The organism is Cellulomonas sp. 73-92, from assembly GCF_001898175.1.
Classification (GTDB): Bacteria; Actinomycetota; Actinomycetes; order Actinomycetales; family Cellulomonadaceae; genus Cellulomonas.
The window spans coordinates 370,971-388,007 of record NZ_MKTH01000013.1 but is presented as its reverse complement, the minus strand read 5'-3'; the positions used below and the strand labels follow the sequence as shown (position 1 = coordinate 388,007).

11 protein-coding genes and 1 tRNA gene are annotated in these 17,037 nt (G+C 75.8%); 7 read left to right on the top strand and 5 right to left on the bottom strand.

Annotated elements, in window-relative coordinates:
* Positions 1–6: 6 nt before the first annotated feature.
* From BGO37_RS08455 to BGO37_RS08435, 5 genes are all read right to left on the bottom strand, one after another.
* A complete protein-coding gene (locus tag BGO37_RS08455; RefSeq protein WP_291753907.1) occupies positions 7–2,748 on the bottom strand; it encodes an ABC transporter permease in 2,742 nt (913 codons plus the stop codon).
* The gene (locus BGO37_RS08450) at positions 2,745–6,026 is read right to left on the bottom strand and encodes a hypothetical protein (RefSeq protein WP_291753906.1); all 3,282 of its coding nucleotides are present in this window, start codon (positions 6,024–6,026) and stop codon (positions 2,745–2,747) included. The genes BGO37_RS08455 and BGO37_RS08450 overlap by 4 nt, the downstream gene beginning before the upstream one ends.
* Positions 6,019–6,702 carry an ABC transporter ATP-binding protein gene (locus BGO37_RS08445; protein WP_291753903.1) on the bottom strand — a complete coding sequence of 228 codons (684 nt, stop codon included), beginning with the start codon at positions 6,700–6,702 and terminating at the stop codon, positions 6,019–6,021. The genes BGO37_RS08450 and BGO37_RS08445 overlap by 8 nt, the downstream gene beginning before the upstream one ends.
* Positions 6,699–7,652, bottom strand: a complete 954-nt coding sequence (locus BGO37_RS08440; protein ID WP_291753902.1) for an ABC transporter ATP-binding protein — start codon at positions 7,650–7,652, stop codon at positions 6,699–6,701. The genes BGO37_RS08445 and BGO37_RS08440 overlap by 4 nt, the downstream gene beginning before the upstream one ends.
* Before the next feature lie 155 nt (positions 7,653–7,807).
* A tRNA-Leu gene (locus tag BGO37_RS08435) sits at positions 7,808–7,890 on the bottom strand.
* Positions 7,891–8,050: 160 nt separating this feature from the next.
* Here BGO37_RS08435 and BGO37_RS08430 point away from each other — a divergent pair.
* From BGO37_RS08430 to pknB, 7 genes are read left to right on the top strand one after another with little or no spacing between them, the layout of a single operon-like run.
* On the top strand, positions 8,051–8,758 hold the full coding sequence (locus BGO37_RS08430) for a DUF3662 and FHA domain-containing protein (RefSeq protein ID WP_291753901.1): 708 nt from the start codon (positions 8,051–8,053) through the stop codon (positions 8,756–8,758).
* Between the two features lie 9 nt (positions 8,759–8,767).
* On the top strand, positions 8,768–9,307 hold the full coding sequence (locus BGO37_RS08425; RefSeq protein WP_291753899.1) for an FHA domain-containing protein: 540 nt from the start codon (positions 8,768–8,770) through the stop codon (positions 9,305–9,307).
* Positions 9,308–9,310: 3 nt separating this feature from the next.
* The gene (locus BGO37_RS08420; RefSeq protein ID WP_291753897.1) at positions 9,311–10,636 is read left to right on the top strand and encodes a PP2C family serine/threonine-protein phosphatase; all 1,326 of its coding nucleotides are present in this window, start codon (positions 9,311–9,313) and stop codon (positions 10,634–10,636) included.
* A complete protein-coding gene (locus BGO37_RS08415; RefSeq protein WP_291753894.1) occupies positions 10,636–12,048 on the top strand; it encodes an FtsW/RodA/SpoVE family cell cycle protein in 1,413 nt (470 codons plus the stop codon). The genes BGO37_RS08420 and BGO37_RS08415 overlap by 1 nt, the downstream gene beginning before the upstream one ends.
* Complete coding sequence (locus BGO37_RS08410) at positions 12,045–13,496, top strand: penicillin-binding protein 2 (protein ID WP_291753893.1); 1,452 nt, start codon at positions 12,045–12,047, stop codon at positions 13,494–13,496. The genes BGO37_RS08415 and BGO37_RS08410 overlap by 4 nt, the downstream gene beginning before the upstream one ends.
* Positions 13,493–14,833: a serine/threonine-protein kinase gene (locus BGO37_RS08405; protein WP_291753891.1), complete on the top strand. Its 1,341-nt coding sequence runs from the start codon at positions 13,493–13,495 to the stop codon at positions 14,831–14,833. The genes BGO37_RS08410 and BGO37_RS08405 overlap by 4 nt, the downstream gene beginning before the upstream one ends.
* Before the next feature lie 56 nt (positions 14,834–14,889).
* Complete coding sequence (pknB, locus tag BGO37_RS08400) at positions 14,890–17,034, top strand: Stk1 family PASTA domain-containing Ser/Thr kinase (protein ID WP_367188096.1); 2,145 nt, start codon at positions 14,890–14,892, stop codon at positions 17,032–17,034.
* The last annotated feature ends 3 nt before the right edge of the window (positions 17,035–17,037 follow it).

Below are 17,037 nucleotides of genomic sequence, written 5' to 3'. Positions count from 1 at the left end.
CGCCGCTCAGCCGCCGATCCGCATCACCTGGCCGAGCGCGCTGCGGCGCCCCGCCTGCACCGCCGCGACGGCGCCGGCGACGAGCACCACGAGCGGCAGCACCGCCAGCGGCCACCAGGGCCAGGTCAGGCCCGGGTCGGCGGCCTGGCCGGTCAGCAGCCGGAGCTGGAGGGGTCGCTCCACCAGCCGTGCCATCCAGACGCCCGCCGCCAGGCCGCCGGCGGTGGCCAGCAGCACCCAGGGCAGCACCTCGCCGACCGCCACCCGCCCGACCTGCCGTCGGTTCAGGCCCAGCACCCGCAGCACGGCCAGGGTCCGGGCGCGGCGCGAGGCGTCGACCGCGGCCGCGAGCGCCACGACCACCAGCCCGAGCCCGACGAGGATCGGCGCCGCGACGCGCAGCAGCAGGAGCAGGCCGGACGTCAGCGGCTCGCTCCGGCGTTCGGCGAGCCACGTGGCGCGGCCGGTGACCGCCGCGCCGTCCACGCCGGCCGCGTCCACGGCTCGCTCCGCGCCAGGGCCGACGGCCCACAGCACGTCGGCATCCAGCGGCTCGCCGGCGGCGGCGGCGAGCAGCCGTCGGTCGACCACGACGAGCGTCGCGGTGGGCCCGGTGCCGGCGAGGGCCGGGCTCAGCGCCGGGGCGGCACCCACCCTCCGGAGCGGCAGCGTGCGGCCGTTCCACAGCAGCGCCGGCGACGCGCCGCCCGCGCTCAGGGACGCGCCGCCGAGCACCGGCAGCGCGGCGTCGGGCGCCTGTCCCGGGACGAGCGCGCCGAGCCCGGGCGGCGTCGGCACGGGGGTGGCCGCGAGCAGGCGGGCGTAGTCCGCGGCGTCGACCGCCAGCACGTCGACCCAGTCGGTGCCCGGCACGCCGGAGATCTGCACGTTCGGCACCAGCCGGGCCAGCGCGACCCCCTCGACTCCACCGGCCGCAGCCACCCGCGAGGCGACCGCGTCCAGGGGATGGTCGGCGTCCGTGTGCACGACGACGTCGGCGCCGACCGTGTCCCACGAGCCCGCGTCCTGGCCGGCCGTCACGGTCGCGCCGACCACCGTGCTGAAGACGGCGAGCGTGGTGCACAGCGTCAGCGCGACGAACGGGCCGAGGCCGGGCGCGGCGGCGCCGCCGGCCGACGCCAGCAGGGGGCCGGCGCGGCGGAACCGCGCCGCGGCGGGGACCATGGCGCGCAGCAGCAGCCGCAGGACCCGGGCGCCGACCAGGCCGATCGCCAGCGCTCCCAGGGCGGGGGCCGCCGCGAGGAGCAGGTCCGCGCCGGTGGGCTCGTCGGGCAGCCCCCGACGACGCACCGTCACGAGGGCCGCGACCGCGATCAGCACCACGGCCGCCTCGAGCGCGCCGCGCCGGACCTGCGCCGGCTCCGGTGCCCGGCGCCGGCCGACCTCCTCCGACTCCGACGCCGCGCGCCGTGCCCTCGGCCCGGCGGCCGTCAGCGTGCCGAGCACCGGCACGGCGAGCACCGCCACCGCGAGCACCGGCAGGACCCACGGCCAGGAGACGGGCCCGGGCGCGAGGCGCTGCGCCACGACCAGCCCGACCGCGCCGACCGCGAGACAGAGCGTGGCCTGCTCGAGCGCCAGGCCGAGCCCGATGGCGGGCAGCGACGCGCCACGCGCCCGGTCGCGGTTCAGCACCACCGCGCGGCGACGCACGAGCAGCCCGGCGGCCAGCACCAGCACCGCCGCCGACGCGCCGAGGGTCCCGACGAGCAGCACCGACGCCTGGGCGCCGGCCGCCTGCACCCGCGCCTGGATCGACCGTGCGAGCCCCTCGAGCTGCGACCACACGGTCGGACGCGGACCGAGCAGGCCCAGGGTCTTCGGGGCCGCCTCGAGCGCCGCGGCGGCGCGCGCGATGTCGCCCAGGTCGGCGAACGCCACCGTCGCGGGCCGCACCCCGAGGGTGAAGGTCCGGGTCACCGCCTGCGGCGGCAGCGCGAGCCGGACGTCGGCGACCGACTCCGCCGAGAGCAGCGCGCCCATCACGGTCCTCTGCCCGGCGTTGGCGCCGAGCGTGATCGGCTCGAGCAGGCCGGGCACCTGGGCCCAGAGCGGGTCGCCCGGCTCCCGGGCCCGGAAGATCCCGCTCACCGTCACGTCGAGCGGTCGGCCGTCCGGGCCGCTGGCCGCGATCCGGTCACCGGGACGGACGCCGAGCTGCGCGGCGACCGGGGCGGACAGCCCCACCGCGACGGGCCACGTCCCGCCGTCGGCGCTGCCGAACTCGCCGCTCGCGGGAGCACCGGGGGCCTGGCCCTCGAGCCAGTCCACCCCGGCGAACCCGTCCCGCCAGAGGTACGCCAGCTGCAGCGAGACCGCCCCGTCGGGCGCCGCCGTCGGCAGGTAGGTGGTGCTCACCAGGCCCGAGGGCGGGGCGAGCACGCGCGCCAGGGCCGGAGGCAGGGCGGCCTCGATCGTCGCGCCGTCCGCGGCCACCTGCTCCGCCGTGCTGGGATCACGGTCGGCCGAGACCAGACCGTCGTCGAACGGCGCCGTGACGGTGATCCCGACGGAGGGCCGGGCGGCGACGGCGGCCCGCACGGCCTCGTCGGCCACCCTCGTCAGCAGGCGCGGGGTCGCGTCGGCGAGCACCACCGCGAGCAGGAGCAGCACCGCCGTCAGGGTGAGCGGCCACGCGTCCGCCGCGGCGCGGCGACGCAGCCCGAGGAGCGCCGCCCCCGTCGTCGTGCGCCGCGGCCCCACGCCCGCCCGCTCGGCCGCCGTCACGGCTGGCCCTCCATCCGCAGGTGGGTCGCGCTCGCGCGGCGGACCGCGGCGCTCGCCACGGGCGCCGCGAGCGCCACCGAGCCGAGCGCGAGCAGCGTCACGGCGACGGCGAGCGCCGGCCAGGGCCACACCACCAGGACGTCCGGGACCGGCGGCGCACCCGTGCTCGACACCACGAGCAGCGGCACGACGAGGCGCACGACGACCCCGCCGAGGAGCGCCCCGGTGCCCACCGCGAGCAGGCAGACGCCACCGTGCTGCACCAGCAGCGCGGCGCCCACGGCGGCGCGCGACATGCCGAGGCCCAGCAGGCGTGCGACCTCGACGGCCCGGGCACCGATCGAGGCGACGACGTGCGCCGCGGTCCCCCACAGGGCCAGCAGGGCGGCCGCCGCGACCAGCAGCCACGTCGCCGCGAGGATCGCCATCCGCAGCGGCCCGTCCCGCAGCTGGGCGGCGACGGCGTCACGCGTCTGCGGCGCCCCGAGCCCGCCGGCGGTGACCGCCGCGGCCGCCGCCCGGGGGTCGGCCAGGCCGCTCACCCACCAGCGGTCGGTGAGGGGGCTGAGGTCGCCGGCACCGAGCAGCGCGCGGTCGAGCGTGGTCCGGTCCGCGAGCACGCCTCGCGGGGCGACGATCGACGGCAGGTAGGGGACGACGCCGGTGATCCGTCCGTCGAGCTGCGACTGGCCCACGGTCAGCGAGAGCCGCCCACCGGGCTGGGCGCCGAGCTCGTCGGCCAGGCCGGCGGTGACGACCACCGGGACGTCGGCCACCGGTGAGCCCGCGACCACCACGAGGCGGCCGCTCTCGTAGAGCAGGCCGGTGAGCGAGACGGTGGCCGACGCGGTGACGCCGACGCCGGCTGGGTCGCCCGCCTCGGTGGCCTGCGCGCCCCGCGCGATCTGCCACGGATCGGTGCTCGTCGACCCGAACCAGTCCGAGGAGCCGGAGCCCGCCGTGGCGCCGAGCAGCACCGTACGCACGGTGACCACCGAGGTCTGGTTCGCGTCCGGCGACGGCGCGGCGCCGTCACCCAGCGCCAGCCCCAGGTCGAGCGCGACGAGCCGGAGCCGGTCGGGCAGCGGCACGGCGTCGGGTCCCGTGGCGATCCGGAGCTCGTGCGGCGCGCCGTCCAGCGGGACGGGCCCGCCGTCGAGCACGGCCTGGCCGCCCCACGGGTCCTCCACCACCAGCGACGGCGTCGCCACCACGGGTGTGCCGTCCGCCGTGTCGCCGGTCAGCACCAGGCGGAGCGGGCCGGCGGGCAGCAGCGGGCCGGCCGGGTCGACCGTCGCCAGGCCGGCGGTCGCGGCCGCCCAGGTGGTGCCGGCGGGCGGGCGGCCGACCTCGAAGCCGTGTCCCGCCCGCAGGTCGGTCGCCAGCAGCTGCGTCGCGTGGCCGGAGGTGTCCGCGCCGATGAGCGAGCCGAGCGAGATCGAGCGCTGCGTCACCGCCATGGGGCTGCCGCCCGTCGCGGCTCCGAGCGCGCGGCCCTCGGCGATCGGGGCGACCGCGCCCGGGTCCACCTGCAGCTGCGCGCCCACCTGCGCATCCGCCTGGTCGGCCTGCGACCGCTCCCACGTGGCGACGAACGTCAGCCCGAAGGTGGTGGTCGCGGTGGCGAGCACCAGGAGGAAGGCGCCGGCCGTCGAGTGACGGCGACGAGCCAGCTCCCAGGCGGCGAGCGGGAGGACCAGGCGGGACGACCGCGCGGCGTGCACCTCGGCGAGCCGGGCCACCCACGGCAGCACCCGCAGGGCCAGCACCGCGCCCGCCGCCAGGCACAGCACCGGCGCGGCGACGAGCACGGGGTCGACGGCCGCGCCCAGGGCCACGCGGTGCGCGCGCAGCTGCAGGTAGCCCAGCACCGCGAGCGCGACGAGCACCAGGTCGACCCCCGACCGCGCGACGAGGCCATGCCGCCAGGCTCGGCCGCGGGTGCCGCGCGACCGCAGCGACACGACGACGAGGACGCCGGACAGCCCGAGCGCGGCGCCTCCCACCGTCGCCACCAGCACCGCGGTGGGTGCGGCGGCCGCCGCGTCCATCCCAGCGCGCGCCAGCCGAGGGATGCGAGCCAGCGCGCGGAAGGCCGCGAGGGACAGGGGGATGCTCAGGGCCGCGGCCACGAGCGCCAGGACCAGGGCCTCGGCAGCCGCGTGCGCGGCCAGCTGCCGGGAGGCGGCGCCGCGCGCCACGAGCAGGGTGTGCTCGGCCGCGCGACGATCGGCCAGCAGCCGGGCCGCCAGCCCGAGCGCCGTGCCGGCGAGCGCGCCGGCCAGGAGCGCGGCCACCAGCACCACCGACGCGGTGACCCCGAGCTGCGCCCGCACCTGCTGCAGCGTCTCCGGGTAGGGGTTGGCCAGCGCCACTCCCGAGGCCCGCTCGCCGAGGCGCTCGTCGAGCGCCCTCCTCAGGCCGCCGAGGTCACGCTCCGCGGTGGCGATCCGGGACGTCGTCGCGCCGGACAGCACCGGGGTGAGGACCACGGAGAACCGTGCCACCGGCTGGTGGCCGACCAGCGTGCCGGGCGCGACGACCAGCGGGCCGTAGGCGGGCAGCGCGGCGCCGAGCGCGTACGTGGCGTAGCCGGCGGCGTCGAGCGGGTCCCGGGTCCAGGCCTGGTCGCCGCGGCGGGGCGTGAAGGTCCCGACGACGAGCACGGTGCGCGGATCCGCCGGTGGCTCGCCTGCGTGCTGGGGAGCGCCGGTGAGGCTGATCGTCGAGCCGGACGCGACGCCGAGCAGCCGGGCGGCCGAGTCCGGCAAGGCGACCTCGGTGACGGCGGCGGCCCCGCTCGTCGGCCAGCGTCCCGCGGTGAGCGTCGCGTGCGCCGCGACGTCGTCCCCGTCGAGCAGGTACGTCTGCCGCAGGCCGCCGTCCGGCGCGGGGTCCAGGAGCAGCCGCGTGGACGTCGCCCACACCGACGTCGTCGTGGGGAAGGCGGCCAGGGCGGTCTGTGTCGTGTCGGAGACCTCGGCCAGGGCACGCGCCGCGGCGTCGGCCGCCGTGGCGTCGTCGGCCAGCGTGACGGCGGCGACCACCTGCACCGACGCCGGGTCGGTGCCCCGCACGGCCGCCACGAGCGCCTGGTCCCGCACCGTGGTGAGCAGCAGGCTGCACAGGCCGAGCACCGTGGCGCCGGCGACGACGAGGGCCGTCACCATCGCCACGAGGCCCGCCTGCGCGCGAGCGCGGCGCAGCACCAGCCGGGTCGGCCGGGCTCCGCCGCCCGGTCGACCGCCGTCGCCGGGAGCGCCGTGCCCGTCAGGCATCGACCAGGCGGCCGTCGACGAGGCGGACGGCACGGTCGGCGAGCGCGATCATCACCGGGTCGTGCGTCGAGACGATCGCCGTCATGCCCTCCGCTTCGACCACGGCCCGGATGAGGGCCATCACCGCGAGGCCGGTCTCGACGTCGAGCTGGCCGGTCGGCTCGTCGGCGACGAGGAGGCGCGGCGACACCGCCAGCGCGCGGGCGATCGCCACCCGCTGCTGCTGCCCGCCGGACAGCTCCGTCGGCCGCTGGGCGGCGTGGTCGGCCAGGCCGACGAGCTGCAGGAGCAGCTGCACGCGGCGCTCCCGGTCGGGCACCGGCAGGCCGCGCAGCCGCAGCGGGACGCCGACGTTCTCGGCCGCCGTCAGCACGGGGATCAGCCCGAACGTCTGGAAGACGAACGCGACGGTGTCCCGGCGCAGGCGGACCAGCCCCGCCTCGTCCAGCGCGGTGACCTCGACGTCCCCGACGGTGATCGCACCGGCGTCCGGCCGGTCCAGCCCGCCGACGAGGTTGAGCATCGTCGTCTTGCCGGAGCCCGAGCGGCCGACCAGGGCCACCAGCTCGCCGGGGGCCACGTCGAAGGACACGTCGGACAGCGCGTGCACCGCGTTCCGCCCGGAGCCGAAGGTCCGGCGGACGCCGCGCACCGACACCGCCGCGCCCGCGCTCACGGCTCGGCCCGATCGCCGTGCCGGCCGGCCCGGCCCGACGGCCAGAGGCTGACGTGGTCGGCCTCGAGCGCCAGCCGCACCCGATGGGTCAGCGCCAGCGCCTCGCGGTACTCCCGCGGCACCTGCACGCGTCCGGCGCGGTCCATCACCGCGTACTCCTGTGCCACGACCGGCGCCCCGTCCTCGTGCCCCTCCGCCACGCGCAGCACCTCGGTGCTGGTGCGCCCGTCCCGGATGGCCACGGTCCGCGCGACCTGCTCGCTCACCGCCGAGTCGTGGGTCACCACCACCACCGTCACGCCGGCCTCGCGGTTGGCGGTGCGCAGGGCGTCGAACACCTCCTGGGAGGTCGTGGTGTCGAGCTCGCCGGTCGGCTCGTCGGCCAGGAGCACGCGGGGCGAGTTCGCCAGGGCGACGGCGATCGCGACGCGCTGCTGCTCGCCGCCGGACATCTGCCGAGGCAGCCGGTCCGCGCAGTGCCGCACGCCGACGAGCCGCAGCACCTCCTCGGCCCGCGCGCGCCGCTCGCGCCGCCCGGCCCCGGCGAAGGCCAGGGGCAGCAGCACGTTCTGCGTCCCGCTCAGGTAGGGGACGAGGTTCTGCGCCGCCTGCTGCCACACGAAGCCGACCATGGTGCGCCGGTACGCGACCCGCTCGGCACGTGACATCCCCATGAGGTCCCACGGCCCGACGCGCACGCGTCCCGCGGTCGGCTGGTCGATCCCGGACAGCACGTGGAGCAGGGTCGACTTGCCGGACCCGGAGGCGCCGACGACGGCCACCATCTCGCCCTCGTCCACCAGCAGGTCCAGCCCCTGCAGGGCCTGCACCTCGACCGGACCGCTCCGGTAGATCCGCACGAGGTTGTCGCACACGACGAGGGCATCCCGGCCGAACTGGCCGGCCCGGGGCGTGCGCGCTCCCAGGTCTTCCAGGGTGCTCTGGCTCACCGGCGGCCTCCGTGCTGGCGCTCGCGCACCGTCGCCCGAGCCGCTCGAAAGGTTATCCCGGCCGCGCCGGTCCGCTCAGGAACCACGAGACGAAGAGAGCCGGGACCCCTGGGGGACCCGGCTCTCCACACGCCCGGGGAGTCCCCCGGTCTGGGTGCGCGAGGCGGGATTTGAACCCGCACGCCCTTGCGGGCACTGGCACCTGAAGCCAGCGCGTCTGCCGTTCCGCCACTCGCGCGCGGCCAGAACAGTAGCACGGTCCGCGGCTAGTCCCGGGGGCGGACGCCGACGGGGGGCCTGCACGGATACGATCGAGCCGGGTTGCGCGCATCCTCCGATGTCGCACACCCCCGCCCCGGTCCTGTGACCGCGGGCGTCCGGGCGGGAAGGAGGTGGCGATGGGCTTCCTCGACAGGTTCGAGAACGGGGTCGAGCGGGCGGTCAACGGCGCCTTCACCCGGTTCTCGCGCGGTGCGGTGAAACCGGTCGAGATCGCCAGTGCGCTGCGTCGGGAGCTCGACGACCGCGCCGCCGCGGTCGGCCGGGACCGCACCGTCGCACCGAACGACTACATCGTCGAGCTCTCGTCGGCCGACTACGACCAGGTCGAGGCCTGGGGCGCGGAGACTCTGGCCGACGAGTTCGCCGCCAACCTCACCGACCACGCCGCGCGTCAGCGCTACGCCTTCGTCGGGCCGGTCACGGTCAGCTTCGCGGAGAACCCCGAGCTGGAGGAGGGTCGCTTCACCGTCCACTCCTCGACCGTCCGCGGCGCCGTGGCCCCCGCGACGAGCGCGGCGCCGAGCGCGCGCCACCCGATGCTCGACATCGACGGACAGCGCTACCTCCTCACCGGCCCGGTCACGGTGATCGGCCGCGGCTCGGAGGCGGACATCATCGTCGACGACCCCGGGGTCAGCCGGAAGCACCTCGAGATCCGGGTCACCCCGGACGGCGTGGTCGCGACCGACCTGGGATCGACGAACGGGCTGTTCGTCGAGGGCCACCAGGTGCCGGCGGCGACGCTGCTCGACGGCAACACGCTCACCATCGGCCGCACCCGGATCCTCTTCTGGACCGGTGGCGAGCCGGACGGCGACGGGTGACCGCGCCGCATGAGTGAGGTCACGATCACCCTGCTCCGGCTGGGGTACCTGGCGCTGCTGTGGGTGCTCGTGCTGTCGGCCATCTCGGTGCTGCGTCGTGACCTGTACGGCACGCGGATCTCGGACCGCCGGCGGGCGGCCCGCCAGGCGTCGGCCCCCACGGCCACCACGGGCCCCTCGGCGTCCGCACCGGCGTCACCGGCGCCGGCCGCCACCGCCCCGGCCCGCGCGCTGCGCTCCACGCGCGGCCGCTCGTCGTCCCCCACGCGCCTGGTGGTGACCGAGGGGCCGCTGCGCGGCACGATCATCCCGCTCGGCACCTCGAGCGTCCTCGTCGGGCGCTCGCCGAGCTGCACCCTCGTGCTCGACGACGACTACTCGTCCTCCCGGCACGCGCGCGTGTTCCCGCAGGCCGACGGCTGGTACGTCGAGGACCTCGGGTCCACCAACGGCACCTTCGTCGGCGAGCACCGGATCGAGGGCCCGACGCCCCTGCCCACCGGCACGCCGGTGCGGGTGGGTCGCAGCGTGCTCGAGCTGCAGAGGTAGCCCGTGAACGTCGGTCTCAAGTACGCCGTCAGGTCCGACGTCGGCCTCGTGCGCGCCAACAACCAGGACTCGGCCTACGTCGGCCCGCACCTGCTCATGGTCGCCGATGGCATGGGCGGGCACGCGGGCGGCGACGTCGCGTCCTCGCTGGCGATCGCGGCCTTCGCGCCGTTGGACGACGAGGCGCACGGGCCCGACGACGCGCTGGCCGAGCTGGAGCGGGCCACCGAGTCCGCGCGTGACGAGATCATCCGCCGCACCGAGGCCGAGCCGGACCTCGCCGGCATGGGCACCACCGTCACCGCGATCCTGCGCGCCGGCAACAAGCTGGCGATGGCGCACCTCGGCGACTCGCGCGGCTACCTGCTGCGCGACGGCGAGCTGACGCAGGTCACGGTGGACCACACGTTCGTCCAGCACCTCGTCGACACCGGGCGCATCAAGCCGGAGGAGGCCGAGCACCACCCGCAGCGCTCGGTCGTCATGCGCGTGCTCGGCGACTTCGACGTCGACGTCACGCCCGACCTCTCGGTCCGCGAGGCGCGCCCCGGCGACCGGTGGCTGCTGTGCTCCGACGGGCTGTCGGGCTTCGTCTCGCACGACACGCTCGCCGACACGCTGCGCGACGTGACGGACGTCGACGCGTGCGCCGAGCGCCTGGTGCAGCTCGCGCTGCGGGGTGGTGGCGGCGACAACGTCACGGTCATCGTCGCGGACGTCGTCGACCTCGACGACCTGCCCGACGGCACCGCGCCCTCCACCGCGGTGGCCGTCGTCGGCGCCGCCGCGATCTCGCGGCACAAGCCGTCGTCCGCGGCGGACGGCCCGGCGGCGCGCGCGGCCAACCTGCTGCGCAAGCCCGCCGCCGAGGGCGGGGGTGACCCGGCGTCCGACGACGAGCCGGAGGCCGTCACCGGCGCGCGCCCGCGCACCCTGCTCGTCGTGTGGGGCGCCGCGCTCGCCGTCGTCCTGCTCCTGCTGGGCGGGGGCTACGCCTGGTCGCAGGGCCAGTACTTCGTCGGCGCGTCCGACGGCCGGGTGGCCGTGTTCCGCGGGCTGCCCACGGCGGTCGGCCCGCTCGACCTGTCCCGCGTGGTGGAGACGAGCGACGTGTCCCTCGACTCCCTGCCCAGCTACCTGCGCGACCGCGTCGCCGGGTCGATCCACGCCGACTCCCTGGCCGCCGCGCGCAGCCAGGTGCAGCAGCTCGCCGGCGAGACGGTGGCACCGACCCCGGTGCCGACGTTCTCGCCCGGGCCGCTGCCGACGTTCACGCTGGGACCGGCGCCCACGCTGTCCGTCGAGCCGTCCCCCGCGAGCAGCGGCTGATGGCCACCGTCCAGCCCGTGCGGGTGAGGTCGGGTCGAGGCGTCGAGCTCGGCCTGCTCCTCCTGGCACTGGCCGTCGGGTGGGCCGCGTATGCGCTCGTCGGGCTGGGCACCGCGAACCGGGTGCCCGCCAACGCCCTCTGGTACGGCGTCGGCATGGCCGCCATGGCGCTGGGCATGCACGTGGTGCTGCGGTGGCGCGCGCCGTACGCCGACCCGGTGATCCTGCCGGTGGCCGTCGCGTTCAACGGCATCGGGCTGGCGATGATCTACCGGATCGACGTCGCCGAGCACACCGACTTCGCGGGCAAGCAGCTGGAGTGGACGGCGCTGTCGCTGGTGCTGGCCGCGGCGGTGATCGTCTTCCTGCGCGACCACCGGACGCTGCGCCGCTACACGTACACCGCGATGGTGGTGGCGCTCGTCCTGCTCGTCTCACCCCTGGTGCCGGGTGTCGGCCGCGACGTCAACGGTGCGCGGATCTGGGTCCGCGTCGCCGGCGTCGGCCTGCAGCCGGCCGAGCTGGCGAAGCTCGCGCTCGCGGTGTTCTTCGCCGGCTACCTCGTCACCAACCGCGACACCCTGACGCTGGCCGGCCCCCGGATCCTCGGCCTGCAGCTGCCACGGCTGCGCGACCTCGGCCCCCTCGTCGTCGTGTGGGGGACGAGCATCGCGGTCCTCGTGCTGCAGAGCGACCTCGGCACCTCGCTGCTGCTGTTCGGCCTCTTCGTCGCGATGCTGTACCTCGCGACCGAGCGGGTCAGCTGGGTGCTCATCGGCGTGGTGCTGTTCGCCGTCGGCGGCTGGGCGGCCGCGGTGGCGTTCCCGCACGTCGGCCAGCGGTTCACCATCTGGCTGCACGCCCTCGACCCCGCCGTCTACAACAGGCAGGGCGGCTCGTGGCAGCTGGTGCAGGGGCTGTTCGGCCTGGCCAACGGCGGGCTGTTCGGCACCGGCTGGGGCCAGGGCCGGCCGGACATCGTGACGTTCGCGCAGTCCGACTTCATCGTGACGTCGCTCGGCGAGGAGCTCGGCCTGACCGGGCTCGTCGCGATCCTGCTCCTCTACGCGGTCCTCACCGAGCGCGGCCTGCGCACCGCGATCGGCGTGCGCGACGGGTTCGGCAAGCTCCTCGCCGGCGGCCTGGCGTTCGTCATGGCGTTCCAGGTCTTCGTGGTCGTCGGCGGCGTGACGCGGATCATCCCGCTGACGGGCCTGACGACGCCGCTGCTCGCGTACGGCGGCTCGTCGCTCCTGGCCAACTGGGTGATCGTCGCGCTGCTGCTGCGGGTGTCCGACGACGCCCGCCGGCCCGCGCCCGCGCTGGCACCCGCCAGCGGGCCGACGCCGGTGGTCCCCGCCCCGGCGGGCGACGAGCAGCCGACCGAGCGCATCACGGGGGCCCGGCCATGAACACCCCGCTGCGCCGCCTGGCGACCATGGTGCTGGTGATGTTCCTCGTCCTCGTGGGCGGGGTGACGTCGGTGCAGGTGTTCCAGGCCGCCCGCCTCAACGGCGACCCGCGCAACGCGCGCACCCTCTACCGGGAGTTCGGCTTGCCACGCGGCCCCATCGTCGCCGGCGGCACGGCCATCGCCGAGAGCGTGAAGGTCGAGGACCCCTTCCGCTACCAGCGCCAGTACGCGAACGGGCCCGAGTACTCCGCCGTCACGGGCTTCTACTCGGTGGTCAACGGGCGCAGCCAGCTCGAGGACGCGGAGAACGACACCCTCACCGGCCGCAGCGACCAGCTGTTCCTCACCCGCGTGCGCGACCTGCTCACGGGCCGCCCGCAGGAGGGTGCGGCCGTGGAGACGACGATCATCCCGGCGGCGCAGGACGCGGCGTGGAAGGGGCTGGGCAACCAGCAGGGCGCGGTGGTGGCGATCGAGCCGGCCACCGGCAAGATCCTCGCGCTGGTCTCCACCCCCGGGTTCGACCCCAACGCCCTGGCCGTGCACGACACGAAGGTCGCCGGCGACGCGTGGAGCCAGCTGGTCAAGGCCCCCGGCAACCCTCTGCGCTCGAACGCGACGCAGGACAGGTTCGCGCCCGGTTCGACCTTCAAGCTCGTCACCGCGGCCGCGGCGCTGGCCAGCGGGAAGTACACGCCGGACACCCAGGTTGCGTCCCCGACGGTGCTGGCGCTGCCCGGCTCGACCTCGACCATCGGGAACTTCGGCGGCGAGAGCTGCGGCGGCGACACCGTGACGCTCACCGTGGCGCTGCAGGTCTCGTGCAACACCGCGTTCGCCCAGATCGGCATGGACCTCGGCGACCAGGCGATCGCCGACCAGGCCAAGGCGTTCGGCTTCGGCGACTCCTCGCTGACCATCCCCATGGGCGTGGTGGCGTCGGTGTTCCCCACGGGGCTGGACCAGCCGGAGACGGCGCAGTCGGCGATCGGCCAGCGCGACGTCCAGGCGACGCCGCTGCAGATGGCGATGGTCGCCGCGGGCATCGCCAACGGCGGCGTCGTCATGCGGCCGTACCTGGTGCAGACGATCCGGGCGGCCGACCTGTCGATCGTCTCCGACACCAAGCCGCAGCAGTACTCCACCGCGATGACCGCCGCGAACGCCGCCGCGCTGCGCGACATGATGATCAACGTCGTCGAGCACGGCACCGGCCAGGCCGCCCGGATCCCGGGCGTGAGCGTCGCCGGCAAGACCGGCACCGCCCAGACGCAGGCCGGCTCGGCGCCGCACGCGTGGTTCGCCGCGTTCGCACCCGCGCAGTCCCCGCGGGTGGCCGTCGCGGTCCTCGTCGAGCACGGTGGCTCGCTCGGCAACGACGCCACCGGCGGGCAGGTCGCGGCGCCGATCGCCAAGGCCGTCATCCAGGCGGTGCTCGGCCAATGATCACGGCACCCGGGGTCGCGCTGGGCAACCGCTACCGGCTGGAGCGGCGGATCGCCGTCGGCGGCATGGGCGAGGTCTGGCAGGCGTACGACGAGTCGCTCACGCGTCCCGTCGCGGTCAAGGTGCTGCGCGACGAGTACGCGGGCGACACCGGCTTCCTCAACCGGTTCCGCACGGAGGCGCGCAACTCCGCGGCGCTGTCCCACCCCAACATCGCCACGCTGCTGGACTACGGCGAGCAGGGCGGCTCGGCGTACCTCGTCATGGAGCTCGTCGTCGGGGAGCCCCTCTCCGACGTGCTCGAACGCACCCCCGTGATGTCCGCCTCCCACCTCATCCCGATCCTCGCCCAGACGGCCCGCGGGCTCGCCTGCGCGCACGAGGCGGGCGTGGTCCACCGCGACGTCAAGCCGGGCAACATCCTCATCGCGCGCGGCGGGCGCGTGAAGATCACCGACTTCGGCGTCTCCCGGGCGGCCGGCCAGCCGACGATGACCGCCAGCGGCATGGTGATGGGCACCGCGCAGTACCTGTCGCCGGAGCAGGCGGTCGGCAAGCCCGCGACGCCGCTGTCCGACCTCTACTCCCTCGGCGTCGTCGCCTACGAGGCGCTCGTCGGGCACCGGCCCTTCACCGGACCCACCGCGGTGGACATCGCGGTCGCCCACGTCAACGACCCCGTGCCGCCGCTGCCGCCGGTGGTCGACCGCCCGCTCGGCTCGCTCGTCATGCGCCTGCTCGACAAGGACCCGAAGCGGCGCCCGCAGTCGGCCGACGAGCTGGCCGAGCTCTTCGACCGGCTCCTGGCGCGCACGCCGCCGGAGGGGGTGCCCGTCGTCGTCAGCGCGCCGACCCCTGTGCAGGCCCCCGTGCGCCCGGCCCCCGAGGTCGCCCCGGTCGGCGCATCTGCCGCGGCCCCGGCACCCCCGGCGCGAGCCCCGCAGGGGGCCACCGCCACGAGCCTCCCACCCGCCGCGGCGGAGGCCGCCGGCGGGCCCGGCCCCCGACGCCCGGCCCCGCCGCCGTCGTACCCGCCGGCCCGCCCGGTGCGCCCGCCTCTGCCCTCGCGCCCGGCGGCGCGCCACGGCGTTGCGCCGCAGCCCACGACGCCGGAGAGCGTCGGGCGCCGGCTGGGGCGGTGGCGCTGGCCCGTGGTGCTCATCGCGCTGCTGGTGCTGCTGCTGCTCGGCGCGCTGGCGGCCAACAGGCTGACCGGCGCGTGGCCGCCCACACCGGCGCCGCAGCGCCTCGTTGCCGACGAACAACCTGGTGACGGGCATGGCCAGGCGCTGCGAGTCCGGATCGTGACCGACGATCAGGACCGGTGGATGGAATGATCGGGCAGGATGACGGGCGGCATACGCCCGCCGAGGGACGAGAGGCACCGCACGTGGTGGACGAAGGATCGCGCATCCTCGCGGGACGGTACGAGGTCGGCGAGCTCATCGGGCGTGGCGGCATGGCCGAGGTGCACATCGGCTACGACCGCCGGCTCGGGCGCACCGTCGCCATCAAGATCCTGCGCTCGGACCTCGCGCGCGACCCGTCGTTCCAGAACCGGTTCCGGCGCGAGGCGCAGTCCGCGGCCGCCCTCAACCACCCGGCGATCGTCGCGGTGTACGACACCGGCGAGGACGTCATCACCGAGCCGACCGGCGTCGCGGCGCACGTGCCGTTCATCGTCATGGAGTACGTCGAGGGCCACACGGTCCGCGACATCCTCCGCGACGGCGCCGCCGTGCCGATCGACGAGGCCCTCGAGATCACCGCGGGCGTGCTGTCCGCGCTCGAGTACTCCCACCACGCGGGGATCGTCCACCGCGACATCAAGCCCGCCAACGTCATGCTCACGCCCGCCGGGGCGGTCAAGGTCATGGACTTCGGCATCGCGCGCGCGATGGCGGACTCCGCCGCGACCATGACGCAGACGCAGGCCGTCATCGGCACCGCGCAGTACCTGTCGCCCGAGCAGGCCCGGGGCGAGACCGTGGACTCCCGCTCCGACCTGTACTCCACCGGCTGCCTGCTCTTCGAGCTGCTCACGGGCCGGCCGCCCTTCACGGGCGACTCGCCGGTCGCCGTCGCCTACCAGCACGTCCGCGAGGCCCCGCCGGCGCCGAGCGCCATCGCCTCCGACGTGCCCGACGCCCTGGACCGGGTGGTCCTCAAGGCGCTGGCCAAGGACCGCGAGGCGCGCTACCAGACCGCCGACGAGTTCCGCGCCGACCTCGAGGCGGTGCTCCACGGTGCCGCGGTGAACGCCCCGGCGGTGGGTGCCTACAGCGCCGCCCTGGCCACCGTGCCGATGAACGCCGCCGAGGCGACGCAGGTGATGGCCCCGGCGACGAGCGCCACCCAGGCCCTGCCGCCGGCCGTGGCCGGCTCGCCGTGGGCCGCCACCGGGCTGGCGACGCCCGGCGGCGGCATCGGGTACCGGGACGACGAGGACGGCGGCCGCCCCTGGGTGATCTGGGTGCTGCTCGTCGTCGCCGTGCTCGCCGTGGGCGCGATCGTGGCGCTGCTGCTCAACAACCACAACACCAACCAGTCGTCCCTCATCACGGTGCCCGACGTCGTCGGCCAGGTGTACACCGACGCGACGTCGAAGCTGAACCAGGACCAGCTCAATCCCGTGCGGGTGGAGACCCCCGACCCGACGGTCCCCAAGGACCACGTCGTCAAGACCGACCCGGTCGCCGGCACCAAGCTCGCCCCGCGCAGCGACGTCAAGGTCTACGTCTCCACCGGCCCGGCGACCACCGACGTGCCGAACGTCGTCGGACAGCCCGTCGACCAGGCCGTCCGCACCCTCCAGGGCGCGAACCTCACCGTCAACCCGACGTACACGGACGACAACAACCCGAAGTACCCCAAGGGTCAGGTCACCGCGACCGATCCCCCGAGCGGCACCGCCGTCTCGACGGGCCAGGCGATCACGCTGTCCGTCTCGACCGGCAACGTGGACCTGCCGGACCTCAAGGGCAAGACGCAGGCCGATGCCCTGGCCACGCTCAACTCCCTCAACCTCATCGCGGTGCCCCAGAACCAGGAGACGCCGGACTCGCCCGCGGGCACCGTCATCTCCCAGGACCGCACCGGGCTCGTCCCGCAGGGCACGCAGGTGACGATCGTCATCGCCCAGGCGCCCACCACGGCCACCGTCCCCGACGTCGCCGGGCTCTCGTACAGCGACGCCGTCTCCAAGCTCGCCGCCGTCGGCCTGAAGTCGGTGCAGCAGCAGAACGCTGCTTCGGACCAGACTCCGAAGGACCAGGTCATGTACACCAGCCCGGCGAAGGGCACGGTCGTCGGCCTCAACCAGACGATCACGATCGTCGTCTCGAGTGGCCCAAGCCCGACTGCGACGGGGAACCTCACAGACGTGACCGGGAAGTCCTGGCAGCAGGCGCACGACATCCTCACGCAGGAGGGCTTCACGAACATCACGCCGAGCTCGCCGCAACCCGGCACCGTCAAGACCCAGACGCCGCCGCCCGGCACCTACCCGACGTCGACACCGATCACGCTGACCTTCTAGCGG